The sequence below is a fragment of the Mycobacterium sp. 852002-51152_SCH6134967 genome (assembly GCF_001667105.1).
Classification (GTDB): domain Bacteria; phylum Actinomycetota; class Actinomycetes; order Mycobacteriales; family Mycobacteriaceae; genus Mycobacterium; species Mycobacterium neumannii_A.
In genome coordinates this window covers 1-25,576 of record NZ_LZIK01000058.1, presented here as the reverse complement: position 1 = coordinate 25,576, position 25,576 = coordinate 1, and the positions used below count along the sequence as shown (strand labels likewise).

26 protein-coding genes are annotated in these 25,576 nt (G+C 68.0%); 10 read left to right on the top strand and 16 right to left on the bottom strand.

The window, feature by feature from the left end; translation table 11 throughout:
• Window positions 1-75 precede the first annotated feature (75 nt).
• A complete protein-coding gene (locus tag A5790_RS16950) occupies window positions 76-321 on the top strand; it encodes a hypothetical protein (RefSeq protein ID WP_082961765.1) in 246 nt (81 codons plus the stop codon).
• A 13-nt stretch (window positions 322-334) separates the two neighbouring features.
• Here the strand turns inward: A5790_RS16950 and A5790_RS16945 are convergent, their stop codons facing one another.
• Entirely contained in the window at window positions 335-643 is a 309-nt protein-coding gene (locus tag A5790_RS16945; RefSeq protein ID WP_064394645.1) for a hypothetical protein, read from the bottom strand.
• A 283-nt stretch (window positions 644-926) separates the two neighbouring features.
• On the opposite strand from A5790_RS16945, the gene A5790_RS16940 reads away from it, so the two are divergent.
• From A5790_RS16940 to A5790_RS16930, 3 genes are all read left to right on the top strand, one after another.
• The gene (locus tag A5790_RS16940) at window positions 927-1,226 is read left to right on the top strand and encodes a hypothetical protein (protein ID WP_064394646.1); all 300 of its coding nucleotides are present in this window, start codon (window positions 927-929) and stop codon (window positions 1,224-1,226) included.
• 104 nt (window positions 1,227-1,330) lie between these two features.
• Window positions 1,331-2,713, top strand: a complete 1,383-nt coding sequence (locus tag A5790_RS16935; RefSeq protein WP_066846617.1) for an acyl-CoA dehydrogenase family protein — start codon at window positions 1,331-1,333, stop codon at window positions 2,711-2,713.
• A gap of 29 nt (window positions 2,714-2,742) precedes the next feature.
• Window positions 2,743-3,555, top strand: coding sequence for a DUF427 domain-containing protein (locus tag A5790_RS16930; RefSeq protein ID WP_066846614.1), 813 nt, complete (start codon window positions 2,743-2,745; stop codon window positions 3,553-3,555).
• On the opposite strand, the gene eccD is transcribed toward A5790_RS16930, so the two are convergent.
• From eccD to A5790_RS16865, 13 genes are all read right to left on the bottom strand, one after another.
• Window positions 3,552-5,078: a type VII secretion integral membrane protein EccD gene (eccD, locus tag A5790_RS16925; protein WP_066846611.1), complete on the bottom strand. Its 1,527-nt coding sequence runs from the start codon at window positions 5,076-5,078 to the stop codon at window positions 3,552-3,554. The two genes, A5790_RS16930 and eccD, sit on opposite strands and share 4 nt — an antisense overlap.
• Entirely contained in the window at window positions 5,075-6,451 is a 1,377-nt protein-coding gene (locus A5790_RS16920) for an AAA family ATPase (protein ID WP_066846608.1), read from the bottom strand. Before A5790_RS16920 ends, eccD begins: the two co-directional genes overlap by 4 nt.
• 90 nt (window positions 6,452-6,541) lie before the next feature.
• Complete coding sequence (locus A5790_RS16915) at window positions 6,542-6,841, bottom strand: WXG100 family type VII secretion target (protein WP_064394651.1); 300 nt, start codon at window positions 6,839-6,841, stop codon at window positions 6,542-6,544.
• Between the two features lie 28 nt (window positions 6,842-6,869).
• The gene (locus tag A5790_RS16910) at window positions 6,870-7,169 is read right to left on the bottom strand and encodes a WXG100 family type VII secretion target (protein ID WP_064394652.1); all 300 of its coding nucleotides are present in this window, start codon (window positions 7,167-7,169) and stop codon (window positions 6,870-6,872) included.
• Window positions 7,170-7,254: 85 nt separating this feature from the next.
• On the bottom strand, window positions 7,255-8,550 hold the full coding sequence (locus tag A5790_RS16905; protein WP_066846606.1) for a PPE family protein: 1,296 nt from the start codon (window positions 8,548-8,550) through the stop codon (window positions 7,255-7,257).
• A gap of 50 nt (window positions 8,551-8,600) precedes the next feature.
• On the bottom strand, window positions 8,601-8,894 hold the full coding sequence (locus A5790_RS16900) for a PE domain-containing protein (protein WP_066846603.1): 294 nt from the start codon (window positions 8,892-8,894) through the stop codon (window positions 8,601-8,603).
• Between the two features lie 166 nt (window positions 8,895-9,060).
• Window positions 9,061-10,818 carry a type VII secretion protein EccCb gene (gene eccCb, locus A5790_RS16895; RefSeq protein ID WP_066846599.1) on the bottom strand — a complete coding sequence of 586 codons (1,758 nt, stop codon included), beginning with the start codon at window positions 10,816-10,818 and terminating at the stop codon, window positions 9,061-9,063.
• Window positions 10,815-13,046: a type VII secretion protein EccCa gene (gene eccCa, locus A5790_RS16890; RefSeq protein ID WP_066846596.1), complete on the bottom strand. Its 2,232-nt coding sequence runs from the start codon at window positions 13,044-13,046 to the stop codon at window positions 10,815-10,817. The genes eccCb and eccCa overlap by 4 nt, the downstream gene beginning before the upstream one ends.
• Window positions 13,043-14,515 carry a type VII secretion protein EccB gene (eccB, locus tag A5790_RS16885; RefSeq protein ID WP_066846585.1) on the bottom strand — a complete coding sequence of 491 codons (1,473 nt, stop codon included), beginning with the start codon at window positions 14,513-14,515 and terminating at the stop codon, window positions 13,043-13,045. Before eccB ends, eccCa begins: the two co-directional genes overlap by 4 nt.
• 2 nt (window positions 14,516-14,517) lie before the next feature.
• On the bottom strand, window positions 14,518-16,239 hold the full coding sequence (eccA, locus tag A5790_RS16880; RefSeq protein ID WP_066846625.1) for a type VII secretion AAA-ATPase EccA: 1,722 nt from the start codon (window positions 16,237-16,239) through the stop codon (window positions 14,518-14,520).
• Window positions 16,232-16,714 carry a secretion protein EspD gene (locus tag A5790_RS16875; RefSeq protein ID WP_066846582.1) on the bottom strand — a complete coding sequence of 161 codons (483 nt, stop codon included), beginning with the start codon at window positions 16,712-16,714 and terminating at the stop codon, window positions 16,232-16,234. Before A5790_RS16875 ends, eccA begins: the two co-directional genes overlap by 8 nt.
• Entirely contained in the window at window positions 16,704-17,483 is a 780-nt protein-coding gene (locus A5790_RS16870; RefSeq protein WP_197696813.1) for an ESX secretion-associated protein EspG, read from the bottom strand. Before A5790_RS16870 ends, A5790_RS16875 begins: the two co-directional genes overlap by 11 nt.
• Before the next feature lie 56 nt (window positions 17,484-17,539).
• Window positions 17,540-17,863 (bottom strand): type VII secretion target, encoded by a 324-nt coding sequence (locus A5790_RS16865; protein WP_066846628.1) that lies wholly within the window; start codon window positions 17,861-17,863, stop codon window positions 17,540-17,542.
• Window positions 17,864-18,373: 510 nt separating this feature from the next.
• Here A5790_RS16865 and A5790_RS16860 point away from each other — a divergent pair.
• On the top strand, window positions 18,374-19,675 hold the full coding sequence (locus A5790_RS16860) for a MinD/ParA family protein (RefSeq protein ID WP_066846579.1): 1,302 nt from the start codon (window positions 18,374-18,376) through the stop codon (window positions 19,673-19,675).
• Window positions 19,676-19,685: 10 nt separating this feature from the next.
• On the opposite strand, the gene A5790_RS16855 is transcribed toward A5790_RS16860, so the two are convergent.
• Window positions 19,686-20,417: a helix-turn-helix domain-containing protein gene (locus A5790_RS16855; protein WP_066846578.1), complete on the bottom strand. Its 732-nt coding sequence runs from the start codon at window positions 20,415-20,417 to the stop codon at window positions 19,686-19,688.
• Between the two features lie 309 nt (window positions 20,418-20,726).
• Between A5790_RS16855 and A5790_RS16850 the strand changes: the two genes are divergently transcribed.
• Window positions 20,727-21,017, top strand: a complete 291-nt coding sequence (locus A5790_RS16850) for a WhiB family transcriptional regulator (protein WP_066846576.1) — start codon at window positions 20,727-20,729, stop codon at window positions 21,015-21,017.
• 183 nt (window positions 21,018-21,200) lie between these two features.
• Here A5790_RS16850 and A5790_RS16845 read toward each other — a convergent pair whose 3' ends face one another.
• Window positions 21,201-22,769 (bottom strand): acyl-CoA carboxylase subunit beta, encoded by a 1,569-nt coding sequence (locus tag A5790_RS16845; RefSeq protein WP_066846574.1) that lies wholly within the window; start codon window positions 22,767-22,769, stop codon window positions 21,201-21,203.
• 96 nt (window positions 22,770-22,865) lie between these two features.
• Between A5790_RS16845 and A5790_RS16840 the strand changes: the two genes are divergently transcribed.
• Genes A5790_RS16840 through A5790_RS16825 form a run of 4 tightly spaced genes read left to right on the top strand, consistent with a single transcriptional unit; the run spans window position 22,866 to window position 25,437 of the window.
• Window positions 22,866-23,285 carry an EVE domain-containing protein gene (locus A5790_RS16840; protein WP_066846571.1) on the top strand — a complete coding sequence of 140 codons (420 nt, stop codon included), beginning with the start codon at window positions 22,866-22,868 and terminating at the stop codon, window positions 23,283-23,285.
• A 15-nt stretch (window positions 23,286-23,300) separates the two neighbouring features.
• A complete protein-coding gene (locus A5790_RS16835) occupies window positions 23,301-24,266 on the top strand; it encodes a pirin family protein (protein ID WP_066846568.1) in 966 nt (321 codons plus the stop codon).
• A 7-nt stretch (window positions 24,267-24,273) separates the two neighbouring features.
• On the top strand, window positions 24,274-24,606 hold the full coding sequence (locus A5790_RS16830; protein WP_066846565.1) for a GNAT family N-acetyltransferase: 333 nt from the start codon (window positions 24,274-24,276) through the stop codon (window positions 24,604-24,606).
• A 27-nt stretch (window positions 24,607-24,633) separates the two neighbouring features.
• A complete protein-coding gene (locus A5790_RS16825; protein WP_066846562.1) occupies window positions 24,634-25,437 on the top strand; it encodes an acyl-CoA thioesterase domain-containing protein in 804 nt (267 codons plus the stop codon).
• The last annotated feature ends 139 nt before the right edge of the window (window positions 25,438-25,576 follow it).

Here is a 25,576-nt window from a genome sequence, read left to right as displayed (position 1 = left end):
TCACCGAAGTCCTGACACACCAACCGTCACCGATGTCCTGATGCAGAACTGTCACCGATGTGCTGAGACATCACAGTGCTCACCGGGCTGGAGTCGCTGTACCGAGAGCTTGCGAGTCTCCGGCTCGACGGGTTGACGCGCACCGAGCTTTACGCGCTGATCGAGCAGCTCGACAAGCTCGACAATCACGTCGCGGCGCTCGAGCAGCGGCTGTTCGGTCGCCTGCTTCTCGACCGGAGCGCGACTCCGCGGGATGTGGCCAGGCGCTTGCGTATTTCTCCGGGCGAGGCGCAGCGGCGGCTGGGTCAGGCGGCTTCTTAGCGTGGGGGCGCGGTCAGTCCGCCTTGGGCTTGAGCGTCCATGCGGGAATCCAATGCGTGACGGGTTTCCGGCGCGCGCCGTAGGCGATCTCGTAGGTCACCAGCCCCCACCAGTAGCCCTGCTCGCACAAACCCCAGCACGTCAGTCGCCCTTCGACAACCGCGTGCATCTGTAGACCGGCCGGGTTGTAGCCGCCGACGGCATGCGGTTCGCGCGGAAAGACCGCGGCCAGGTCGACGAGCACGGCGATCGGCGGATCGACACGACGGAAGGCTTGCTGGACGGGCTGGCCGTTGTATCCGATACCTTTCAGCTCGCCCATCGCTCGATCATACGTTCGAGAACCTGGTTGCTGGACGCGAACCGTTCCCACACGGGGCGTGCGGCAGGCACCGCCACTCACCGCCCGCCGCCGGTGGGCCATTTCGGCCGTCCGAACATGGCCGATCGGCTGTGCCGCAGCACTATTTCTGCCATCCGGCAATCAATTTCTGCCATCGGAATTAAAACCTCTGACCACGTGGTTTCCAAGATCAGCTGCAGCTACGAACCGCGACACATGCCACGGCTCGGATACGAAACGAACAAAAGAAGAAGGCTCCAAAATGAAGAAGTTTGGTATCGCTACCGTCGCCGCTAGCGCCCTTGCCGCCGCTCTGATCGGACTGGCCGCACCGGTCCAGGCCGCACCATCTGGACCCGGAAGTGCGCAGCAGACCATCAGCGAGCTGGAATCGCAGGGCTACCACGTGATCGTGAACCGCATCGGGAACGCCCCGCTGGACAAGGCGTCCGTGGTGGCGGTGCGCCCCGGTCAGACCTACACCCAGACCGACAGCCTGGGTGTCGGCGGTGACCGCAACACCCGGGTGATCAACAAGACGATCTATGTAGACGTCAAGTAGCTACCCCGCGAGACAGGCCCCCGGATGCACCCCCTGGCATCCGGGGGCCGTCCATTTCAGCGAACAAGTGTTTCGGAATACGCAGGCGTGGCTAACACACTGTCGTGGCCTTCGACCTGACGCCCACCGAGGCGCAGCACGACCTGGCGCGACGGACCCACGAATTCGCCGAGCAATGCGTCCGTCCAGTGGCCCTCGAGTACGACCAACGCCAGGAGTTCCCCTGGCCGGTCCTCGAGGAAGCCGCCACGCGGGGCTTCTACAGTCCCCTGTTCTACCGCGACCTCATCGGCGACCCGACCGGGCTTTCCCTGCCGATGTTCATGGAGGAGCTCTTCTGGGGATGCGCCGGCATCGGCCTGGCCGTGGTCATGCCCGCGCTCGCGCTGTCGGCCATCGGCCAGGCCGCGTCGCCCGAACAGATGCTTCAGTGGGCACCCGAATGCTTCGGCACCCCAGGCGATCTCAAGCTGGCGGCGCTGGCGATCTCCGAACCCGAGGGCGGCAGCGACGTCCGCAACCTGCGCACCACGGCCCGGCGCGACGGCAACGACTGGATCATCGACGGCCACAAGATGTGGATCGGCAACGGCGGTATCGCCAACGTGCACGTGGTCAACGCCGTCGTCGACCAAGAACTCGGACACAAGGGCCAGGCGCTCTTCATCGTCCCCGGCGGCACCCCGGGTCTGGAGATGGTCCGCAAGCTCGACAAGCTCGGCTGCCGCGCCTCGCACACCGCCGAGCTGAAGTTCGACGGCGTGCGCGTCCCCGCCGACAACCTGCTCGGCGGCCAAGAGAAACTCGACTACAAGCTGGCCAAGGCCCGCGAAGCCGTCGAAGGCGCCAAGCACTCCGGCTCGGCGACGCTCGGCACCTTCGAACAGACGCGGCCGATGGTCGCCGCCCAGGCCCTCGGAATCGCCCGGGCCGCACTCGAATACGCCACGGAGTACGCCAATCGGCGAGAGGCGTTCGGCGCCCCCATCATCGACAATCAAGGCATCGCGTTCCCCCTCGCCGAACTGGCGACCACCCTCGACGGCGCCCGCCTGCTCACCTGGCGCGCGTCGTGGATGGCCGCCAGCGGTGTCCCGTTCGAACGCGGCGAGGGCTCGATGTCCAAGCTCGCGGCCAGCGAGGTCGCGGTCCGCGCCACCGAACGCGCCATCCAAACGATGGGCGGCTGGGGCTACATCACGGACCATCCCGTCGAGAAGTGGTACCGGGATGCCAAGCTGTACACCATCTTCGAGGGGACCAGTGAGATTCAGAGGGTCGTCATCGCCAATGCGCTCGGCGCGGCCGACGGGAAGCCCCCACTGCACTTCGACCTCGAACCGAGCGGCGGGCCGTTCAACCGCATGTTCGGGCGCGGTACGCCGCTACGCGGTCGGGCCGCCGATGCCGCGCTTTCGGCCAAGGACCGGGTGCCCGCGCCGATAATGCGGTTGGCGATGAACGTGTTGCGCCCGCCTCGCAAATGACTCGCGGATAAGCGGACAAGGGGTGCCCGATGGCCGTTCGGATGGCCGACCTGCTGCGCGGAAGCCTCGACGCCCTGCGGTACGAACCGACGCCGAAGCGGATTCGCGTGGCCCTTGCCGGTGCACCGCTCGTCGACACCTGCGACGCCGTGCTGGTGTGGGAACCACGCCGGATCCTGCCGACATACGCGGTTCCGGTCGCCGACCTCGCCGGGCAGCTGGTGCCCGCGGGCGCCGAATCCGGCGACGACGACGCGGATCGCCCCGGCGTCGACCGCGCGGTGCTCGATCCCACGGTCCCGTTCGGCGCCCATTCGTGTCCCGGTGCCGAGTTCGACGTCATCGCCGGCGAGGAGACGGCACCCGCAGCGGCCTTCCAACCCGAGGACCCCGACCTCGCCGCCTACGCGGTCCTGAACTTCGGCGCGTTCGAATGGCACGAAGAAGACGAGCCGATCGTCAGCCATCCGCACGACCCGTATCACCGCATCGACATCCTGACGAGCAGCCGCCACGTCCGCATCGAATCCGATGGCCACCTGCTCGCGGAATCGAAGCGCCCGCTGCTGCTGTTCGAGACGCATCTGCCGGTGCGGTACTACCTGCCGCGCGAGGACGTCGTCGCCGACCTCGTCGACAGCGACACCATCTCCTACTGCGCGTACAAGGGGCGGGCGTCGTACTTCTCGGTGCCCGACGGGCCCCGCGACGTCGCGTGGACTTACCGCGATCCCCTGCCCGACGGCGAACGCGTCCGCGACCACATCTGCTTCTTCGACGAGCGCGTCGACGTCACCGTCGACGGTGAGCGTCGGGACCGCCCCGCGACGCAGTGGAGCTAGAACCGCAAGTTGCGCAGCAGGTCGTAGACGCCGGCGATCCACAGCAGCATCGGGATCACCGCGGCGATCGCGGCGCCGTCGAGCAGTTCGAGGATCCGCTTCGTCACCGGTGAGATCCGGCGCACGCTCGCCGTGGCACCGACGGCGGTCAATGCGACGATGCCCGCGAGCGCGTAGATCGCCAGGACCAACCCGGCCCTGTCCGGATACCACAGGCACAGCCGAACCATCACGCCCGTCGGGATGGCAACGGTAGCCGTCAACAGCGCCCAGGCACACCATCTTTCGGCATACAACCGGGACCGGAATCCACAGATCACCGCGGTCAGGCCCGCGACGCTCATGCTGTGCACGAAGAAGTGGCCCTGCGTCAGGACCGCGATCGCGCCGACCGACAGCACGAGGGCGCCCGCCGTGACGAATCCGATCAACAGCCGCCTGGCCAACTGACTGCGCTCGTGCAGGCGCGTCGCCGACTCCGGAACAGAGGCGATGATCGCCTGCCAGGTCGGCGACTCCTCCTCGCTGTGCGATGTCGCGACGGGATCGAGCAGTTCGTCGTTCGACACCGTCTCCCCCGGGGCCGGGATCGGCGGCAACGCGATGCGGGCGACCGCGACGGTCAGTTTGGCGGCATTGGTGACCACGATCAGACCGAACGCAATCGCTCCCGTGGGCACCCAGTGCTGCCATCCGTAGCCGAAGGCCACCGCCGCAGCCGTCGCCGCGATCGACGCGATCGCCAGGAACGACGCCAGCTCCGCTCTGCGGCGGGGCCCGCCGCGTGTGGCCAACGTCAACAACAACACCACCGCGGAGGCACCCGCGATCTGCGGTGCGCCCAGCGAGTCGACGCCCCGGGGAAGGGGGACCGCCAGGGCCACCGCACCCGCGAGCGTCGGCAGCGCCGCCGTCAACAGGCTCTCGGCCAGGTCGACGTTCCGGTAGCGGTTGTTGGCCACCGCGCTACCGCCGAGCAGACCCAACCCCAGCACTCCGAGAGCGACCGCCCACCACCAGTCGTGCCCGGCGCGCGACCACGCCAGCATCGCCATCGCCGTGACGACCACCGATACCAGCGGAATGGCCACTCCGACAAAGCGGTTCAGAGCCGAGCGGTCGAACTCCGGCGACTCGTCCAGTACGGCGATCGCGTCGATGACATCCTCGACGAGCGGTCGATAGCGCTCGGTGCGGCTGACCGAGACCAACGTCAGCAGCGATCCGTCGACGACCCCCGCCTCGTCAAGCGACTCGCTGAACCTCAGCGGCGGCGCACCCGGCCTGGCGAACGCCCACACGCCCTGTGCCTTGAAGTCGAACCCCGCCAATACATCCTTGGGTGTGTCCTCGAGAAGCTCGGCCAACACCGAGACGGTCTCGTCGATGTAGGTTTCGATCGGCGCCGCCGCAGGCAAGACCAGATCGGTCATGCGCCGTCCGGTGAGGATGGTGACCCGGGTGGTCGACGGCCGCCCGGGCGTGACGCTCGAGGCGGATGTCGCTGCGGCGGTTGAGGTCACCGGCGTTCGAGCCTGTCGAAGTCGTCGGACAGGGCGGCGGCCAGCTCGACGATCCGGCGCCGGAACGTCTTGCCCAGCAGATCCAGCTGGATCTCGGTGCCCGCTGCGATGTGCTTGTCGTACGGCAGCACGATGACCCGCCCCGGCGGTACGTGGCGCTCGAACTGCGCGACGAGATCTTCGACGTCGATGTTCGGCTTGCCGGACACGATGTGGTTGATCACCACGCACGAGCGGCTGAGCAGATCCTGATATCCGTTCTGCCGCAACCAGTCCATGGTCATCGCGGCCTGCCGGGCACCGTCGATCGACGCGCTCGCCACGATGACCAGGCCCGAGACGGTCGACAGCACACCGCGGGCGGCGGGCTGGAACAGTCCGGCTCCGCAGTCGGCGAGCACGAGGTTGTAGTAGCGCGACACGATGTTCGTCACGCCCTTCCAGTCCTCGTCGTTGAACTCGCGCCGGGCTCCGCTGTACTCCTCGCTCGAAAGTACCTCGAGGTTCGCGCCGTTCATGCTCGTGTAGGCGCGGATGTCGTTGTAGCGCTGCAGTTCTTTGTCGGCGAGCAGATCGGCGATGGTGGCCGCGGACTGGCGGCCGGCCCGGTCGGCGAGGTTGCCGCCGTCGGGATCCGCGTCGACGGCCAGGATTCGGTCGCCGCGCACCTTGCTCATCGCCGAACCGAGCGCGACGGTCACGGCGGTCTTGCCGACACCGCCCTTGAGCCCGAACACACCGATCTGGTAGGAGTCCCTGGCGTTCCGGCGAATCCGGGTGTGCAGTTCCATCTCGTAGAGCTCGTCGGGTGACAAGCCCAGGTTGATCCGCGTCAGCATGTAGAGCACGTGGCGCCAGCCCCGCTGCGAGGGCATCTTCACCGCCGACTTCACCCCGACATGCGACAGCGCGTCGATCGCGCGGTGATTGCCGATGGTGGCCGCCGACGTCTGCGCGGGCGGGGCACTGGCGAGGGCGCCGTTCTTCTCCGATTCGGCGAAGTGCTGGCTCGGCGCGGGTGCGGGCGCAGGCCGCGGCGCCGGTGCGGGCGCCGAGCGTGGCTGCTCGAACCGTGCGCCGGCCGGTGCGCCGCTCATCGGCACGCGCATCATCGAATTCGGTTGCGGCGGCGGTGGTGTCGACCGCGCGGCCGGCATCTGCGTGGTGATCTCGTTCTGCTGCGGCGGCGGCGCCTGTTTGGTCTGTCCGACCGACACCGTCGGCCCCGTCATCTCGACAGGGACGTGGCCACTGGGCACGGGTGCGGGCGGGCGCGTGGCCGCACTGGTGGTGTCGCGATCCACTGCGTCGTCGTCGGCTGTTTGGACAGCGTCTCCCGCGGAGTGGAAAAGCCGGTCATAGTCTGCCGACATGAGAACCTCTCTATGTAGTCGCTAAGCGAGGACACACGCGGTGGGCAAGACCCCCCGGAAGGATGAAACCTGCCCACCCGCGTGCAGTTCCTATCCGCCGAACGAGCTTTCGATCATCTTGTCGGCCTGGAACATGGTCCCCCCGCTTCCGCCCGCCTCCTGGATAGTGGCGGCGAGTTGCCGGAGGGCGGCGTTGAGCTCGGCCGAAGCGGTGTCCCAGCGCATCTGCACGGCCTGGTAGGCCTCCGAGCTGGTGCCGCCCCAGACTCCGGCGAGAGCGGTGAGAGAGGCCTTGCCCTCCTCGAGCAGACCCTCGGTCCGGCCGACGGCGGTGTTGATCTCGGCCGACGACCCGTCGATCGCCGCGTAGTTGTAAACCTTTTCGCTCATGGTGTGTTCTCCGTTCGTCGGGTTGGGTTCAGAACTGCATCGCGGTCGACAGCGCCGCGGACTGGTCGCTATCCGTCGCGGCGTACTGCGCGCCGGCGGAGTGGATGTTGGCCGAGATGTCGTTGAGCGCCTGGACCTGACGAACGGCGGCTTCGTGGAAGCGCATCAGGGCGGCTTGTGCGGCCGAGCCGGCCTCGCCGATCAGCTGCGCGGACAGGGCGCCTGCCGTGGACTCCACCTGTCCGATGACGGCCTGCAGCTCTCCACCGATCCGTTCGAAGTTCGCTGCCTCCTTGGCGAGGACAGCAACATCGGTATTCATTGCCATGCTGGATACTCTTTCTCTCTTCCTCTGTCCTCACCATCGCTGGCGAGTCTTTCCGGTCGGGTGACCGGGAAGTCGTGGTGGACGATCACCAGTCGTCGTCCTCGTCTTCGCCGAGGTCCTGGGGTAGGACCCGCGGCGCCGTCAATCCGTGCTTGCTTCCCCCGCTGGTCGCTCGCTGGCCCATCTGGCCCATCGGTCCGGCACCGCCTCCCGCGCCGACCGGTGCCAGCCCGGCACCGCCTGCGCCGGCTGCCGCGCCCGGCCCGCCGGACATCGCGGCGGGCTGACCGATCAGGTCGGCCATCAACGGGGTGCGGGCCATCGTCCCGCCCGCACCGGGCAACGACGCGGCTCGCACGAGCCCCGCGCCGGACGTCGCCCCCGAGCCACCTGCCAGCGGGTGATTCGACAGCGGGCTGGCCCCGACCAGGCCCACCTGCATCTTCTCGCTGCCCAAGCTGCTTCCGAGCTGGGTGAACAACGAGGTGACCTGTTGCAACGGCTGGGTCATCTGCTGCACCGGCTGCATCACCATCTGCATGCCCTGCTGCGGCACCTGCGCCAGCGACGACCCCAACTGCGACGCCATCTGCATGCCCATCTGCATGCCCTGCTGGGTCATCTGGTTCGGGCTCGCCGCCCGCTGGGCGAGGTTCTCGGCTTTCTGCACCTGACCCTCGGCCTGCTGGGCCGACATGCCGATCTGGGCGGTCGCGCGTCCACCCTGCAGCACCGCCGACTCCATCGAGGCCTGAGCGCTCACCTGCGCGATCACGGCGTTGCGCATGGCCGTCATCGGCGCCGACGCCGCGGCGTACCCAGCCGCGACCGCCGTCGCGCCGGCGGCCACACCGGGCATCACGATCGGCTTGGGGGGCATGATCGGTTCGAACAGGAGGTTCACGGCGGTCTCGGCCTGGTAGACGTCCATCGCCCCGGCCGCTTGGTTCCACATGCGGACGAAGTAGTCGAACTCGTTGATCCCGATCGGCACCGTGTTGACGCCCAGGAAGTTGGTGGCTTCGAGCACCGCGTGGGTGATGTGGTTCTGCTCGATCTCCGGCAGCGGCGGCGTGGTGGCCATCGCCAGGCTGTAGGAGTTCGCCTGCGCGGTGGCCTGAAACGCCCGCTTTTGGGCCTGCGCGGACACGGTCCGCAGCCACGCCACCATCGGCATCGTCGCGGCCACGACCCGCTCGCTGGCCGTACCACTCCACACCGCCGTCAGCGACGCCAGGCTCGCGGCCAATTCGTCTGCCTGTGTTTCCAGCGAGATCGCCAACGCCTCCCAGCCCGCGGCGGCCTGCAGCATCGGCGCCGCGCCCGCGCCGGCCATCAGCCGGGCGGTATTGAATTCTGGCGGCATGGCGTGCCAGAACATCGTCTAGGTCTTCCCTGGTTCGTCGAGTGAGGGTGTGCGGTGGTCCGCGCTCAGAACGTCGTGGCGTTCGCGCCGTCCACGGCGGTGTAGATCCCGGCGCCTTCGATGACGGCCGCGCCCATCCGGGCCAGTTCCTGCTGGGCAAAAGTGTTCATCGCGAGCGTTTCCACGCCCTCGGCCGCGAAAGCGACCGCCGCCTGCGCCGACACCTCATCGGCACCGGCCGGAACCACTGCGGTGACCGCCGCGCCGGCAGTGGTGCCCGCGGCGAGGCCACGGGTGCCGTTAGCCACGACCTGGGCGCCGACTCCGACCGCACCCGGATTGTGCATCAACGGTTCCATCTGTTCGTCTCCTCGTGGGTCATGAATTCAATGCGTATGAACTTGTGCACGCTCGGACGCCGCTGTCCGCCAGCCAGGAACCGTTCCCCGACCTCTTTGCTAAGGCCTTGCCACAAAATTTGCTGGCGTGTGTCGACCAATCTTAACCGCGGCCCGGGGGTGCTCATTACACAACTTCTTCCGGGGGGTCCACATACGCCGCCTGGATGACTTCCTTGCCATCCGGTGAGACCAGAAATCCCTGGCCGGGGGGACGACGCTTGAGCCTGACTTCGCTCGAGGGAAACTCCTGTTTCTCCCCCGAGAGAAACAGCGTCGGAGATCCGGCGCCGTATGCGGCGCCCACGAACTTGTCCATGGTGGCGCGGTGTGCCTGGCTCATCTGACAGGTGACGATGATGTGCAGGCCGATGTCGGCGGCCGCGGGCAGCAGCGGAAACAGCGGTGCCATCGGCGGCACCACACCACTGGCGGCCACGATCATGTGCCAGTCGTCGACGAGCAGCACCACGTCCGGCCCGCTCCACCAGGACCGGGCGCGCAGCTGGGCCGTGGTGAGGTCTGCGGGCGGGAGCCGCCTCTGAAGGTTGATGGCGAACGCCTTGATCGCCTCTTCCAGGCTCGCGTTGTTGCGGTTGATGGCACCCGCTGCCAGAAGATGTGTCTCCGGAACCGCGTCCAGCAGGCCGGACCGGTAGTCCGCCAGCATGAATCGCACCTGGTCGGGGCTGTTGCGCGCGCAGATCGCTTGCGCAACAGCGTGTGCGATTCGCGTCTTGCCCGACTTGGGCCCGCCGAAGATCAACATGTGCGGTGTGGTGTGCATGTGGTTGTAGGCCACCGCCATGTCGGATTCGCGCAGACCCAGCGGCACCGTCCACCGGGTGCGGTAGTCGGCGTCCGGGCCGGGCGGGTTGGGGTCCAGGTGGTGCAGGTAGATGCGTTCGGGCAGGACGCGCACCTTGGGTGCCTGGTCGGTGTGCCGCGCCGCGATCACCTGGACCGCATCGGACATCGCGGTGACGAGGTTGTCGGCGCTGTGCACGCCGTCGAGCCGCGGCACTCCGATCATCAAGTGGTGCTTCTCCATCGACACCGCGCGGCCGGGCCGGTTGGCCGGGATCTCGCGGGTGATGCGGTCGATCTGCGTCTCATTGACGTCGCCCAAACGGAACTCGACCTTCGTACCGAGGTAGTCGCGCACGCGCGCCTTGAGCTCGGTCCAGCGCGGCGTCGAGATCACCGTGTGCACACCGAACTGCAGACCCTGGCCGGCGAGATCCTGCACGACGGGCTCGAGGTCAGCGAACTCCGCGACGAATGCCGGCCATCCGTCGATGACCAGGAACACGTCGCCGAACGGATCGGCGGCCAGCGGATGGTTCGCGTCATCGCGCATCTCGCGATAGGCGGCCATCGATCCGACGCGGTACTGCTTGAACATCGCCTCACGTTGCCGCAGAACGCCTTTCATCTCGGCGACGACACGGTTGACCCGGTCCGGCTCCGAGCGCGTGGCGACACCGCCGACGTGCGGTAGGTCCTCGAGGTACAGCAGGCCGCCGCCGCCGAGGTCGACACAGTAGAACTGGACCTGCCGGGGCGTGTGGGAAGCGGCCGCTGAGAGGATCAACGTCTGCAGGAAGGTGGACTTGCCGGTCTGTGGTGCGCCGCCGACGGCGATGTTGCCGCCTGCCGACGACGTGTCGATGCCCCACACCTCCTGGCGGTGCCGGCGCGGTTCGTCCATGATGCCGAGGCCGAAGCGCAGCGGCTGACGCTGCCGGTCGTTGGCGATCAGTTCGTTGACCGGTGTCGGATCGGCCAACGGCGGCAACCACATCCGATAGGCGCGGGTCTCTCCGGTGGTCAGCTGGTCGAGGACCACCTCGCGGAGCACCCGCTGGTCGGGTTCGATGCTCATGACGTCGCCGCCGTCTCCGGAATCGGCGCCGCGGTGAACGGCCGGATTCGCAGCCGGGTCTGACCGTTGGCCTGGGGTCGTGCTTCCCCGTTGTCCTGCCGCGCGGCGCTCGGCACATAGTTGACACCGGTGTAGACGCTGTGGAACTTGACCGGGTCCTCCATACCGACGCGAAGGAAGCCGACACCGCTTTCCTTGTTCGTGATGTACTGCGCCTCAGGGGTTCCGATCACGGCCTTGGATTCCGCGGAACTGGTGGTGCGCAACGCGATCCGGTAGGTCAGGTTCGGCTCGAGCTTGTCGATGCGCACCCCGCCGGTGTTCAGCGACTGCGTCGCCAGCAGCAGGTGCACCCGCAACGAGCGGCCCACCCGGCAGATCCGGTCGAACAACGCGATGAAGTCCGGGTGGTTCTGCAGGAGTTCGGCGAACTCGTCGACCACGACGAAAAGTGTTGGCAGCGGTGGCAGGTCGGCCCCGCGTTCGCGATGCTTTTCGTATTCGGCGACGCCGGACAGCGCGCCCGCCGCGCCGACCTGTATACCGGCCTGCCGCAGGATGGACTGCCTGCGGTCCAGTTCACCGCTGAGCACCTCGCCCATGCGGCTGACCAGTTCGGCTTCCTCTTCCATGTTGGTGACGACGGCGGCGGTGTGGGGCAGCTTCTCCATGCCCAGAAATGTCGAGCCACCCTTGAAGTCGGTGAGCAGCAGGTTGACCTGGTCGGGGTGGTGGGTGGCCGCCAGCGAGAGGATCAGGGTGCGGAGAAACTCCGACTTACCCGAACCCGTTGTCCCGATGAGCATTCCGTGCGGACCGGCACCGAACTCAGCGCCTTCCTTGATGTCGAGGTGCATGATGTCGCCGGTCTTGAGTTCGTGACCGAACGGGATACGCAGCCGGTCGCGGTCGGTGTCGCTGAACATGCGCCACCGCGCCGGGGTCACCTCCTCGATCGACTGCGCCCCGACGAGTTGATGCCATTCGGTGGCGACCTTCTTGTGCACCCGCACGCTCTTGTCGATGATCGTGCCGGTGATCGACCAACCCGCCAGCTTGCGCGCGATGCGGGCGGCCTGCCCCGGTGCCATCTGGTCGACCGTCGACGTGATGAGCCGGAAGGTCTGGTTGGGCAGCCGATCGTCGGCGGTGCCGTCGTCCGCCACCCGGATCCGGTAGGCCGAGCCGCGGTGGTTGCCGAGCGTGATGACCGTGACGCCGGCCCGGCCGTCTACCGGGAACCCGGCCTTACCCCCGGTCAGGTCGAAGACGACGACGTACGGTCCGCTGGGCGCCGCGTCCGCGGTGTGGGGGCCGCGCGCAGTCAGGTCGCTCAGGCCGTCGGGGCGGGTGAAGATCATGCGGGTGGGCCCTGCCGCGTCCGTGTCGGTCTGATGCTGCACATGCGGTAACCATTTGAGCCAGGCCCAGTTCGGGTCCTCGGGGTTGTCGATGAGCACCCGCATCTGCAGCAGGTCCGGCGGGTGGAACACCGCGAGGTGACAGATCATGGCGGTGAGCAGCCCCGCCGCGCCGTCCGGGTCACCGCCGATCGCGATGGTCGGAAAGGTACGCAGCTGCAGTAGTTTCGGGCAGTCGTGGATGAGCCCGTGCGTGCGCAGGAACTTCGTCACCCACATGTGGCTCACCGGTTCCAGGTGCGGTTGCGGTGCACCCTGCGGACCGGCCAGCTCACCGCCGACCGCCGGCTTCAACAGCCGGTCGACCGCGGGTTCGGTACCCAGCCCGATCCGGGTCGCGGCGTAGAAGTCGGCGTTGGTCTGCCGGGACCACTGGCGGTTGGTGCCGATGATCGACAGCAGGTCCTGCGGGTGTGGCGCGTGGTAGTTGAAGAACGTCACCTGAGCGGCCGCCGACGATGTGACGCGGGTGCGGAGCCCGGCCAGGTATCGGAGATATTCCTTACGGTCGGCGTTGATCTCGGGGACACGCTTGCCGCCGGGGCCGCCTCCCGCCATGAATCCGACGGTCGCCATGATCATCATCAACGGCATCATCAGCATGTACGGCGACAGTTGCCGGATACCGGTGAAGATCATGATCGCGATCATCCCGAGCATGCCGCCGCCCATCACCCACGGCAGCGCCTTCTGGATGCCCGACGGCGGGATCTCGACTCCCAGGTCTTCCGGCGGTGCGACGTTGATCTCACCGGGCGTCAGCCTTGGCCCGCGCTTGATGATCGGGGTGAACTTCTTGGTCGTCATCGGCCGCCTCCGGACTGCGCTGCGGCCGACTCGGCGGCAGAGTCCCCACCGACCCTGCGCGGGTTGGGATCCGGTGGCAGGGTGTCGTGTTCGATGAGCGCCGCCTCTTTCGACAGCACCGGGCCGTCCATCAGAAGTCCGACCACCTGCCACGGCGCGGTCGTCGGACCGGTGAGCCCGAGTGTCTTGCCGGTGTCGGCGTTGGGCAGCCCGTACCGGACGCCCTGCGGATCGATGTAGTAGAGGCTCTCGCCGTACCGCGGATCGGGCGACTGCAACTGGATGTACTGTCCGCCGTCGATGTAAACCGTTGCCTCACCCCCGATCTGCTCGATGCCGGTGCCCATTGCCGACGGTGCGATCGGCAGGTGCCGCCCCGCGATCACCGTCGTCTTCGGCGCCTGATCCCCCGGCTCGCGCTGCCACGCCCAGCACAATGTCGGGGTGTCCTCGCGCGGCAGGATCTCCAACGGTTTGTCGGGCAGCGGTGAGGCGAAGACATGTTCGGGGATCCGGGCGACGACGCTCGCCTCCACCGACGGCGGCGTGACCAGACCGAACGAGTTGGTCGCGCGCAGCGCGGCGGCGGTGGTGTCGTTGATCCTCGCGACACCGTCGGGCAGCACCACGAAATGCTGTTCGCCGTCCTCGGTCAGCGCCTTGAACACCGAGCCGATTACGAGATTGGGCGGCAGCCCAACCGAATTGGGAGCCCCCAAGGCCGGGATGTCGGGAAGACGCCAGGGGCCCGCGTTGGGAAGCGCGTTGAACAACCCCTGCGAAATCGGCGTCGCCCGCGCTGTCACCGGGACTCCGACCGCCGAGGTGACCGCGCGATCGGCGAGATCGATGTCGTGCCTGCCGCTTTCGGTCACCAGCCAGATGTCGTTCTCGTAGGCGACCAACATGCCCTGATCCGGGCGCATCGGCGCGACCGAGGCGTCAGTGACCAGGGGCCGGACGATGATCGACGATTCCAGGTTCGGCGCCACGCTTTCGGGCTTGGTGACGGTGTCACACAGCGTCCACATCGTGTTCGCGCCGCCGACCGGCGTCGCGTAAGGCGCCCCGGGGATTCCGATCGACTGACCCTTCGGCATGCGGTTCAACTCGTCGGACTTGACCGCCACCGGTGTCCCGGCGTTACCGAGCACGAGCCGCGCCGAGGTCAGGTTGTACACCGGCCGCAGCTGACCGCTGCCGGGCAGTACCACATAGAGCTGATTGGTGTTGCGATCGACGAGAAGCGTGTCATCGCCGCGCTTTCCGAGCGGCTTGAAGTACGCCAGCAGCGCGGCACCCAGGCATACCGCCACCGCGATGATCACGCCCGCGGAGACGGCGCGGCTGTAGAACTGCAGCGGGTCGTCGAACATCCGGGTGTCGCGGCGCACGATCGCGTGCTCGACGCGTCGAAGCAGGAAGCGCCAACCGCTGACCTGCACCTTGGTGGTGAGCCGGAATCCCATGGCTAATCACCGATGCTCAGACGTGCGTGGACCGCGCCGATCGCGGCGGCCATGTCCTCACCGTTGATCTCGCTGAGCTGTTCGTCGCCAAGGCTGTCGATGTCGAGCGAACGGGCCAGCCGCATGTCACGGTTCTGTTCGCCCGCCTCGACCAGTTGGCGGGCATAGCGGCCGTTGCCTGCGATGTCGAGCGCGGGTTTGCCGTTGAGCGTGCGGCTGCTCAACAGGGTGGCGGCCTCGAGCACCTGCTTGGCGGCCTGCTCGTCCAGCGACGAGTCATTGGCACGGGCAATCACTTCGGCGATCTCGACGATTTCACCGGGGGTGTAGGAGTCGAACTCGATGCGGGTGGCGAACCTCGACCGCAGGCCGTCGTTCGATTCCAGCAGGCGGTCGATGTCGGCGCTGTAGCCGGCGATGATCACCACCAGCCTGTCCCTGTCGTTCTCCATCCGGGCGAGCAGCGTGTCCAGTGCCTCGGTGCCGAACGGGTCGGCGCGGCCGTCGCGTTCCTGCACCAGTGTGTAGGCCTCGTCGATGAACAGCACACCGCCGAGGGCGCGGTCGATCGTGCGGCTGGTCTTGACCGCCGACTGCCCCTCGTACTCGGCGACGAAGTCCTTGCGGGAGGACTCGACGAGCTTCGGTTCGGTGATGACGCCGAGGCCCGCCAGGATATTGGCGACGACGCGGGCGATCGTCGTCTTGCCTGTGCCGGGCGGGCCGGCGAAGATCATGTGCTTGGACGTCTGTGCGACCTTCATCCCGCGCGCCGCGCGGATCTTCGCCATCTGCGTCGCGGCACGGTAGGCCTCGATCTGCTCCTTCACCCGCGTCAGCCCGATCTGTCGGTCGAGTTCGGCCTGCGCCTCGGCGAGGAGCCGCTCGCGGCCGGAGGTGTCGGCCTCGACACTGTTCGGGTCCCACGGATCCTTGCGCGCCGCGATCTCCTCCGCGGTCGTGGTCGTCAGCCGGTATGACGGGTCGCGGAGTGCTTCAACGACTTTCGGGGCGGGATGGGTGGCCTGCAACCATTCCAGCAGTGCGACCGCCGACTCTTCGTTGCCCTGGCTGCGGCGCGTCATCGCCAGGAACCACGCGATGGCCGGGGCGCACGCCTCCCCGGCGGGTGAGGAGTTGGACTCGGTGAGCCGTCGTTCGGCCTCGGTGAACAGCCCGAGGTTGGCCGCCGCGACGCCGTGCGCCACACCTGCGGCCGCGGCGAGGAACTTGTCTGGCCACGCGGCGGCGCCGCGGACCTGGTCGATCACATCGGTCCAGCGCTCGGCGGCGGCGTAGATCACGGCCTTGATCCAGGCCACCAGGTGCTCGGCCCCGGCGGCCGGGGCGTCGTCGAGAGCCTCCATCGCGTCGGCGTAGTTGCCGATCGACGCCTCGTTGGCGGCGAAACCCATAGTGATGGCCAGCGGCGAATTCACCGGGTAGGTGATGTCGCCGAACCCCCCGCCGATCGGCACCCGAGCGTTGAGGCTGTTCATCGAGATCTCGGCCGAACCGGCGAGCTGACCGAAGTTGGCGCGGGAGTACCAGGCGCGGAACAGCGTGACCCTGTCGGTGTCACCGCAACGGATGCGGCCCACCCACGCGTCGCAGGCTGATTCGTCGAAAGTGGTGATCTCCGTGAAGATCTCGAATGAGCGGGCGGGTGTGCTGGCCAGCATGCCGACCGCGCTTCCGAACAGGCTGGCGAGATGCTCAGTCATGGTCACCGGCATATCTTGTCGTGAACACGCGGGTGCGCTCGGCGCGGGCTTGTTCCGGGCTGGGGAGGCCGAGATCGCGGGTGAGGAAGTCGCGGGTTGCCGCGTCGTCGTGGCCCTGTTGGCGCATGCCCTCGAGCATGCTGACGTATTGCGTCGACTTCGCGTCTTGGCTGGCGAGCCCGGCGACGACGAGGACCTCTTCGGCGAGCTTGGCCTCTGCGAGCCCACTTGCTCTGGGAGATAGCTTGATTCGACTGATCCGGCCGTCGGACAAGGCGCTGACGGAGACGGTGCCGGGCGGATTGGTCACAGTGGCGACGGGGAGCGGCGGTTCGGTGGCGCCGGTTGCGCCCGGGCCGTAGCCATCCAGGGCGTCGAGCACGGAGTCGTCGGAGACCTCGGGTGGGCTGAAATCGAGCGCGGCCATGTCGTCGCGCTCGTCGTCGGCATCGTGTTGAGACCGCTCATCCACCATGCGCGGCCTCTGCTGGGTCGAGCGTGGCGTGCTCGAACCACGTTCTGGACGGCAGGAATTCGATCAAGCCGTCCAGCGCGCGCTGCAGGTTCTCGGTGCTGCCGGGCAGGAAACTGCCATACAGTTCACCGCTCACCCGCCGGGGAATCGACACGATCCGTCCGTACTTCGAGTCCAGCACGCCCGCGGCGACGTCGGCTTGGGTGAACGTTCCGCCCGGATGCCGCTCGATCGCGGTGATCTCCGCCCAACTCTCCGGGTCGGCGATGATGTCGGCGTAGGCGCGCGCCGACGACGGGCCGATTCCGTAGGCCGCGATCTGGTTTGCGTCGCGGCATGCGGCGAGTTTGCTCGCCACACCCGTCAGCGGTTCGACGTCGGCCGGCGTCGCGGTGCCCAGCACCGTCATGACCATGGCCGCCAAACCGACCTGGGGAGCCACCCGCTGCAACACGAGCATGTCGCCGTCACGGGCCGCGACGACATGGCGGCCACCTTTGCGGCAGACCACGAAGCGGATCAGCTTGCCGCCGACGTCGCGCCGCCACCAGCGTGCTTCCAACGTGCGGTCCGCCCGGCTCAACGTGTCGACCATCGCCGCCACCTCGGGGTGCGGGTGGCCGAAGACGTCGAGCACGCCCTGTGCGGTCAGATCGCGAGCGACCTGATCCCACACGCGGTCGCGCAGTTCCGGCTGGGGGATGTTCAGCCGGATGCCCAAGGCGGTGGGGAATTCCATCAGGCCGAGCCGGTCGGCGATGACCAGCATGCCGTCGATGGTGACCTCGACGCCCACGACGTCGTCGATGTGCGTGGCGTCCGTACTCACAGCTGATCCGTCTGAATCTGGGCGGTCAATGCCGAGGCCGCCGCCTCGTCGGTGCTGCCATAGAGCGCGGCGGCGTCGGTCAGTTCGTCGGAGAGGGCGACCGACGATTCCGCGGCCGCGACGCCGGCGTGGTCTCGCGACGTGAGCACGGCATCCAGCGCATCGGCGGTCGGCGCCGCGATGGTGCCGTGGGTGTTCTCGACCGCTGCCTGGATGTCGTCGCCGGAGCGGCTCATCGCGCGGGTGTCCGCGGCCGTGCGGTCGTGCCGAGCGGCCAGATCGCCGAGGTGAGCGGTGGAGACACGCACATCGTCGGACATCGCCGTTCACCCCTTCCCGTCGTCGTGCGTTGGCACCTTCTGTCGGCACCGCGCGTTTGCGCACGGACCTCGAGTCCTTTGCCGCGGACCCCTTCACACGGCCGGCACCGATCACGCAGGTCTGGTCGCCGCGAGCTAGCGTACCAGCGGTTGAACACCCCCGATGTCACCAATTTTCGGCTCCTCGGCGCCCGCCGATCGTCGCGCACAGGCAACTTGCAGTTAATGCGCAAGATGTCATCTCAGCGGCATAACCGCGCCTATGCCCGATATAGCAAACTCTGTTGATGCACTTTTCCACTGCCCTAGGGTGCTGAAGCCGCTGGCGGCTGCTTCCGCTGGCAAGCATGCCCGCCGACGGTTGCAGCCGGCTGGACGTCGACTCACGACGGCTCACATCGTCCCTGGGACCCCCGGCTCGGTGTTAGCTGGGAATGCTGGCCAGGGGAAGCTGGGACAGTGGTTGATACTTGACCCCGGGGACCGATACGACATTCGGAGGAGATCGCATTGAGCGACCGCGATGACGCGTTGCGCAAAGAACTCGGCTGGACGAGCCCCGAAGAAGCCGAACAGGCGCCGCCACCGCCCTCCGAATCGGAGCCGGCGCAGCCGCCGCCACCGGGTTTCCCGGAACCGGACGCACCGCGCGCCAGTTTCCGCGAGCAGCCGACCCGATTCGGCCCACCTCCGGACTCTCTTCACGACACCGGACCGGTACCGGCCGCCCCCCGTCCCGATCCGCGGATGTGGGGCCACCCCACCAGGCAACAGCCACCGCCCCGTCCTCCGCAGCAGCCCGGCCCGCCGGCCGGACCGTGGCCCGGTCCCGGACCGCAGGGCCAAGCCGCACCCCAGCAACCGGGCTCCTACGCAGAACGGATCAGGCCCGACGAACTGGTGCCTCCGCGCAAGGCCGCGCCCACCCGCGGTTGGCGATACGCCTTGTATCGAGCCACCTTCGGATACGTGAACCTCGGCCCGGGGCCTGACGAGATCCGGCAGGCCGAGCTGGAAGCGAAGATCCGGGGCGCGCTGCGGGGTCATTACAAGATCGGCGTGATGGGCAAGGGCGGGGTCGGTAAGACGACCGTGTCGGCCAGCATCGGCTCGGTATTCGCCGAGATACGTCAGGACGACCGGGTTGTCGCGATCGACGCGGACACCGCGTTCGGCAAGCTGGGCAGCCGGGTCGACCCCAAGGCCCAGGGCTCGTACTGGGAACTGGCCTCCGACCAGCATCTGGAAACCTTCGCCGACGTCCGCAGCCGAGTCGGAAACAACGCCGCCGGATTGTTTGTGCTCGCCGGTGAAGGCACTCCCGCGCGTCGCCGCGTGCTCGACCCGGCCATCTACCGGGAAGCCACCTCTCGGCTGGACCGCTACTTCACGATCTCGATCATCGACTGCAGTTCGACGATGGACTCCCCGGTCACCCAGGAGGTGCTTCGGGACCTGGACGCGATGGTCGTGGTGTCCTCACCGTGGGTCGACGGCGCCGCTGTGGCCGGCCAGACGCTGGACTGGCTGGCTGCGCGCGGGCTGACGAGGCTGCTGCAGCGCACGGTCATCGTGCTCAACGACTCCGACGGGCACGCCGACAAGCGCACGCGTTCGATTCTGGCCCAACAGTTTTCGGGTCAGGGCCAGAGGGTCATCGAGGTGCCGTTCGACGGGCATCTGCGTCCGGGCGGCGTCATCAACGGGACTTCGGAGATGTCCGCGGAAACCCGTCGGCGGTTCCTCGAGATCGCCGCCGCGCTGGCCGACCACTTCCCCACCAGCGACGACCGCAGCCGCGAGCGCTATTGATTCGGATGCCTCAACCGAGTTCGTCGACGAGTGCGGCGATCGCCTCGGCAGCCTGCACCGGCACCTGCTCTTCTGCCTCGGCGTGCGCAATGTCGTCATCGGAAACCCCTGCCGCCTGGGCGGTTTCGGCGATGGTGAGGTTCGCCCGGCGCCGCGCCGCATAGAGGCGCTGACCCAACGTCGCGCCCGGGGATCGCGCCGCGCGCAACATCAGCTCGTCATAGCGCGTCCGCACGGCGCTCAACGCCTTGATGAGCGGCGGGGTCACCCTGCTGATCCGCGCCGCCCGCGCCGCGACGGCTTCCAGCTGACGGAGGTCGGCCAGGATCTTGGCCGCCTTCGCGCCGAACTCCGGGTCCTCGGCTGCGGGTAGCGCGGCGATGGCCGAGTCGAAGGTCCTCGCGGCGGTGATCACCGCCTCGGCGATCAACGGCACCTCGTCGCTGCGCGGCGCCGCCGCGGGGCGGTGATTCTCGCCGGCCGGTTCTCCCCGCCGAAGCCCAGCGATCGTGCCGGGTGGCCACTGCAGCACCTCTTCGAGCTTTGCTCGGGTTCGCTCCCGCGGCCAGCTTCTGCCCTTCTCGAAGGCGATCAGGGCGCCGGCGTTGATGATGCCGTCCGCCGCGAGGCTGCGTTGGCTGATGTTGAGCTCACGACGTCGCGCCGCGGCGGCCGCACCCGCTCGAACCATGCCCTGATCGAGCGCCTCGGTCGATCCGTCGGTCGACTCCGGATTGGTCATGGCGCGGTGGGTCCTCGAGGGCGGGGGTGAGAAGGCGCCGTAATCGTATCCGCCGTTATGTTGCGCGCTACGGCTTGGTGCGGCGTGGCGGTCCCCAAATCGTGTCGACGCTCCAGTTCAGTCGTGTCCGCGTCAGCCTGTGCTAGGGCTTTGTCGGCACCCGTAGCATGTGAATTCGCACTTCAGGGGCATACTTGCGGCAGCCGCTGGCACTTGCACTCGCATTAACCGTTGCATCGCTACGGTTAATGCGCTACGTTTTCGCCATCGCGACCGACGGGCCGCACACAGTGCAGAGGAGCATCACGAATGAACACGACTGAATGGGATGAGACGCCCGTCGGTGCTTGCACCCGGGACCCGGAGCGGTGGACCACATCGGCCGACGAGCAGGCGAAGGCCATCTGCCGCGCGTGCCCTCGCCGTTGGCTCTGCGCACGGGAGGCCTGCGAGTTACCGCGCGCCGAGGGTCTGTGGGCGGGGATCTTCGTGCCCGAGGCCGGGCGCGGCCGCACGTTTGCTCTGCGGCAGCTGAAGTCACTGGCGGAGCGGCACGGCCACCCCGTGCGCGACCGTCGGCTCTACGCGGAATCGGCCTGATCACCGGTCGGCTCGCCGCCGGATCGGGGGGTCGGCGGCGGGCCTCGACCATCGCCCGGAATATCTCTAGGGACCAGCAGGTTGACGAATGCGACGGTGCCGGGCATGCCCCGGGCCCCAACACAATCGTCGCTTCGAGCGACCACTCGCCGAGAGGCGCAGGCGGCACCGTCCCTTTTTCTTCTACCAGGTGTCGACGAAGCGTCGGCCCTGACGACGCGGGGCGTGTGCCGTGGCCGCAGTCAACGCGTTGATCACGACATCACGGGTCTCGGCCGGGTCGATCACGTCGTCGATCTCGAACAGCGCCGCGGCGTTGAGCGCCTTGGCGTTTTCCTGCGCGGCCGCCGTCGCCTGCCTGACCCGTTCCTCGCGCTCGTCCTCGTCGGCGATCGCTTCCAGTTCCTTGCGCATACCCAGCCGGACCGCGCCCTCCAGGCCCATCGGTCCCAGGTGCGCGCCCGGCCATGCCACCGTCAACGCCGGCTCGTGCAGGCTGCCGCCGGTCATCGCCTGCGCGCCCAGTCCGTACCCGCGCCGTAGGATCACCGCGATCAGCGGCACCTTGAGCGCCGCACCGGCCACCAGCATCCGCGACGCGCGGCGCACCAGCGCCTCGGACTCGGCCGCCGGGCCCACCATGTAACCCGGGCAGTCGACCAGTGAGAGGACGGGCAGCCCGAACGCGTCACACAGCTGCAGGAAGCGGGCCGCCTTGTCGGCGGCGGCGGCCGTGATCGCGCCGGCCATCACCATCGTGTTGTTCGCGATGATCCCGACCGGGCGGCCGTCGACGCGGGCCAGCGCCGTCACCATCTCCGGCGCGAACTTCGTCCGCAGGAACGTCACCGTGCCCTCGTCGGCCAACGTCTCGATGATCGGCGCGACCTGATAGGCCCGACGTGCAACCTCGGGAACGATTGTGCGCAAACGTGTTTGGTCCGCGACCGGACCCGGTTCGGTCGGACCTTGAAAGTAGCCGAGCAGCCGCTTCGTCACCGCGACCGCCTCCGCTTCGTCGGCCACAACGACGTCGACCACACCGTTGGGCGACTGCACGCTGATCGGGCCCACCTCGTCGGGTGGCACGTCACCGAGCCCGCCGCCGGCGATCATCGCGGGTCCGCCCATGCCGATCGACGTGTTCTCGGTTGCCACGATCAGGTCCGCGCAGCCGGCGATGACGGCGTTGCCCGCGAAGCAGCGACCGTGGACGACGGCGATGCGCGGCACTACGCCCGACAGCGCCGCCCACAGTTTGAACGCGCGCGCATCGAGCGACGACACCGCCGGATAGTCGGTGTCGCCCGGCCGCCCGCCGCCGCCCTCGGCGAAGAACACCGTCGGCAGCCGCAGCCGCTCGATCAGCTCGAACAACCGGTCCTTCTTGCGGTGGCCCAGCGCGCCCTGCGTACCGGCCAGCACCGTGTAGTCGTAGGACAGCACCGCACACGCGCTGCGCTCGGCGCCGAACAGGTCGCCGTTGATCCGTGCGGTCCCGGCGACCAGACCGTCGGCGGGGGTGCGTGCGATCAGGTCGTCGAGGTCGCGGCGGTGGCGCTGCGCCGCGATCGCGAACCGGCCGTACTCCACGAACGAGCCCTCGTCGATGAGGTCGGCGATGTTCTCCCGAGCGGTCCTGGCGTTCGCCTCGTGTCGCCTGGTCACGGCATCCGGTCGGGCCGCGTCCTCGGTGAGTTCGCGGCGTCGTAGAAGCTCGGCGTGGTCGTCGCGCAGCGACTCGTCACTCACGGCGTCCGATGCTAATCAGGCGGCGTCGGCCCGAGTTATCCACAGGCACTTCTCTCGAGGTCTGGAACTGTCGGCCGTCGCGCTTAGCGTGCGGATATGACGAACTGGATCAACACAGTCAGCCGCGACCACGTCGAACTCGGCGTGCGCGGCCGCTTCACTCAGGCCAATCACGGCAAGCCGAACATGCTGCGCAGGATGGCGCGCGGCGATTGGATCGCCTTCTACTCCCCTCGCACCGTCTATCCCGATGGTCCGCCGCTGCAGGCGTTTACCGCGATCGGGCAGATCGCCGACGACGAGCCCTATCTCGATTCGGCGTCCCCGGACGTCGAACGGTGGCGGCGCAATGTCGACTTCCTCGACGCGCATGAGACGCCGATTCGTCCGCTCCTCGAGAAGCTCAACTTCATCGAGGACAAGACCCGCTGGGGCTACAAGTTCCGCTTCGGGGTGTTCAAGATCGGCGACGATGATCTGGAAGTGATCCGTTCGGCGATGACAAGCCCGGGATAGACCTACTGTGGGTTGGTGAGCAACACCGACCCGGCGCCGGCCGAAGTCGCCTGCGCGGCAGTCCCGTTCGCGGGCGTCCTGCATCCGCGGGAGGTGCCGCTGGGCGGTCCGAGGGCGATCCGCGTGCGGCGCACGCTGCCGCAGCGGGAGCGGTCGCTGATCGGAGCGTGGTGCTTCGCCGACCACTACGGCCCGCACGACGTGCGCGGTGGCACGGGTATGGACGTGCCGCCTCATCCGCACACCGGGCTGCAGACCGTCAGCTGGTTGTTCAGCGGCGAGGTCGAGCATCGCGACAGCGGTGGCGTGCACGCGCTGGTGCGCCCGGGCGAGCTCAACCTGATGACGGCAGGCGCGGGCATCTGCCACTCGGAGGTGTCGACGGGCGCCACCACGATCCTGCACGGCGTGCAGCTGTGGGTGGCTCTGCCCGATGAGGCGCGTGACACCGGGCGCGGCTTCGAACACTTCATCCCCGCGCCGCGCGCCGTCGGGGACGCGACGCTGCGGGTGTTCATCGGCGAACTCGAAGGCCTGCGCTCCCCCGTCGACACCTTCACACCCCTGCTCGGGGCCCAGGTCGACCTCGACCCCGGGGCGGAGGTGATGCTGGAGGTCGATTCGGACTTCGAGCACGGGGTGCTCCTCGATCAGGGCGACGTCGCCGTCAACGGCACTGCACTCGACACCGCCGATCTGGCGTTCCAGGCCGCCGGTGCGGAGAGGTTGCACCTGGCCAACCGCGGCAGCGCGCCCGCCCGGCTGGTGCTGCTCGGCGGACCACCGTTCCCCGAGGAACTGGTCATGTGGTGGAACTTCGTCGGCCGCAGCCATGACGACATCGCCACCTATCGCAGACAGTGGGAGGACGGCGACGACCGGTTCGGCGCGGTGCAGGGATACCGCGGCGGGGTATCCCGGTTGCCCGCTCCCCCGCTGCCCAACGCGACCTTGCGTCCGCGATCGAACCCGGGGGTATAGAGAAACCATGACGACCGACAAGACCGGCGCACCCACCGAGGTCACCGCCGAAGCCGACCGCTACACCATCGCCGTCGACGGGAAGGGCGTCGGAATCGCCGAGTTCGCCGACCGCGACGGTCAGCGAGTCTTCACCCACACCGAGGTGGACAGCGATTTCGAGGGCCGCGGCCTGGCGACCATCCTGATCGGCGAGGCGCTGCAGAAGACCCGCGATGAGGGGCTGCGCATCGTGCCCGTCTGCAAGATGGTGGCGTCCTACGTCGAGAAGCACGACGAGTTCGCCGACGTCGTCGATCCGGTGTCCGACGACATCGAGCAGTGGCTGGAGAATCATTAGTTCGACTAGATCGCTATCGTCTTCGCGATGGTGGCCGCGTTCTTCACCCCCGACGGTGACGCCTTCGTGCCCGCGCCGATGGCGCAGGGGCCGTGGGGACAGACGATCAGCGGCAACTACGCCGGCGGTCTGCTCGGTCACGTGCTCGAACGCGACGCCGGCGACCCGGACTTCCAGCCGGCCCGGCTGACCGTCGACCTGTTCCGCCCAGCCGCGCTGGCGGCGGTTCGGGTCGAGACCTCCGTCGTCCGCCAAGGCCGCCGCCTGAAACTGGTCGACGCGCTGATGACGCAGGGCGACACGACCGTCGCGCGCGCGACCGCGCTGTTCCTCCGCCGCGGAGAACAACCCGCCGACGAGATCTGGACGTCGCCGGTCACCATGCCTGCGCCGCCTCCGACACCCGATCCCATCCCCCGCGAACTGTCGACGTTGGTGTGGACCTACGGCAGAGACGAGCGCGAACCCGGACCCGGTGAGGGCTTGGCGAACTGGCAGCACTCGGGTCCGAAACACCTGTGGGTCCGCGACTTTCGGCCGCTGGTCGCCGGCGTGGACCTGACGCCGTTCACCCGCGCCGCCATGGCCGGCGACATGGTCAGCTCGTTGACACACTTCGGGCCGAGCGGCCTGCAGTGGATCAACGCCGACTACACACTGACGCTGTCGCGGCTGCCGAAGGGGCCCTATGTCGGGCTGGCCGCACTGACGCACTTCAGCGACGCCGGAGTGGCCACCGGCACCGCGACCCTCGTCGACGAGTACGGACCCATCGGTAGCGGTGTGGCCAATGCCCTGGCGAACCCCGGCTTCACACCACCCCGTATGTAGCGCGAAATGGGCCCGTGCACTAATCTCCCCGTCGACTTCTGCGGCAGGGTCGCGATCGACGAGGCGGTTTCAAGGGATGGATGCAACACCCTTCTGATTGAGGAGTGTTGTGATGTCTCGAGCGTTATTTCAGTCGAAG

Bases quoted from the DNA above. Each gene is read 5' to 3' on its own strand.
- A5790_RS16945 (WP_064394645.1), bottom strand. From the start codon at position 643: ATGGGCGAGCTGAAAGGTATCGGATACAACGGCCAGCCCGTCCAGCAA.
- A5790_RS16940 (WP_064394646.1), top strand. From the start codon at position 927: ATGAAGAAGTTTGGTATCGCTACCGTCGCCGCTAGCGCCCTTGCCGCC.
- A5790_RS16930 (WP_066846614.1), top strand. From the start codon at position 2,743: ATGGCCGTTCGGATGGCCGACCTGCTGCGCGGAAGCCTCGACGCCCTG.
- A5790_RS16920 (WP_066846608.1), bottom strand. From the start codon at position 6,451: ATGTCGGCAGACTATGACCGGCTTTTCCACTCCGCGGGAGACGCTGTC.
- A5790_RS16915 (WP_064394651.1), bottom strand. From the start codon at position 6,841: ATGAGCGAAAAGGTTTACAACTACGCGGCGATCGACGGGTCGTCGGCC.
- A5790_RS16910 (WP_064394652.1), bottom strand. From the start codon at position 7,169: ATGGCAATGAATACCGATGTTGCTGTCCTCGCCAAGGAGGCAGCGAAC.
- A5790_RS16905 (WP_066846606.1), bottom strand. From the start codon at position 8,550: ATGTTCTGGCACGCCATGCCGCCAGAATTCAATACCGCCCGGCTGATG.
- A5790_RS16900 (WP_066846603.1), bottom strand. From the start codon at position 8,894: ATGGAACCGTTGATGCACAATCCGGGTGCGGTCGGAGTCGGCGCCCAG.
- eccCb (WP_066846599.1), bottom strand. From the start codon at position 10,818: ATGAGCATCGAACCCGACCAGCGGGTGCTCCGCGAGGTGGTCCTCGAC.
- eccCa (WP_066846596.1), bottom strand. From the start codon at position 13,046: ATGACGACCAAGAAGTTCACCCCGATCATCAAGCGCGGGCCAAGGCTG.
- eccB (WP_066846585.1), bottom strand. From the start codon at position 14,515: ATGGGATTCCGGCTCACCACCAAGGTGCAGGTCAGCGGTTGGCGCTTC.
- eccA (WP_066846625.1), bottom strand. From the start codon at position 16,239: ATGACTGAGCATCTCGCCAGCCTGTTCGGAAGCGCGGTCGGCATGCTG.
- A5790_RS16875 (WP_066846582.1), bottom strand. From the start codon at position 16,714: ATGGTGGATGAGCGGTCTCAACACGATGCCGACGACGAGCGCGACGAC.
- A5790_RS16870 (WP_197696813.1), bottom strand. From the start codon at position 17,483: ATGCTGGTCATCGCCGACCGGCTCGGCCTGATGGAATTCCCCACCGCC.
- A5790_RS16865 (WP_066846628.1), bottom strand. From the start codon at position 17,863: ATGTCCGACGATGTGCGTGTCTCCACCGCTCACCTCGGCGATCTGGCC.
- A5790_RS16855 (WP_066846578.1), bottom strand. From the start codon at position 20,417: ATGACCAATCCGGAGTCGACCGACGGATCGACCGAGGCGCTCGATCAG.
- A5790_RS16850 (WP_066846576.1), top strand. From the start codon at position 20,727: ATGAACACGACTGAATGGGATGAGACGCCCGTCGGTGCTTGCACCCGG.
- A5790_RS16840 (WP_066846571.1), top strand. From the start codon at position 22,866: ATGACGAACTGGATCAACACAGTCAGCCGCGACCACGTCGAACTCGGC.
- A5790_RS16830 (WP_066846565.1), top strand. From the start codon at position 24,274: ATGACGACCGACAAGACCGGCGCACCCACCGAGGTCACCGCCGAAGCC.
- A5790_RS16825 (WP_066846562.1), top strand. From the start codon at position 24,634: ATGGTGGCCGCGTTCTTCACCCCCGACGGTGACGCCTTCGTGCCCGCG.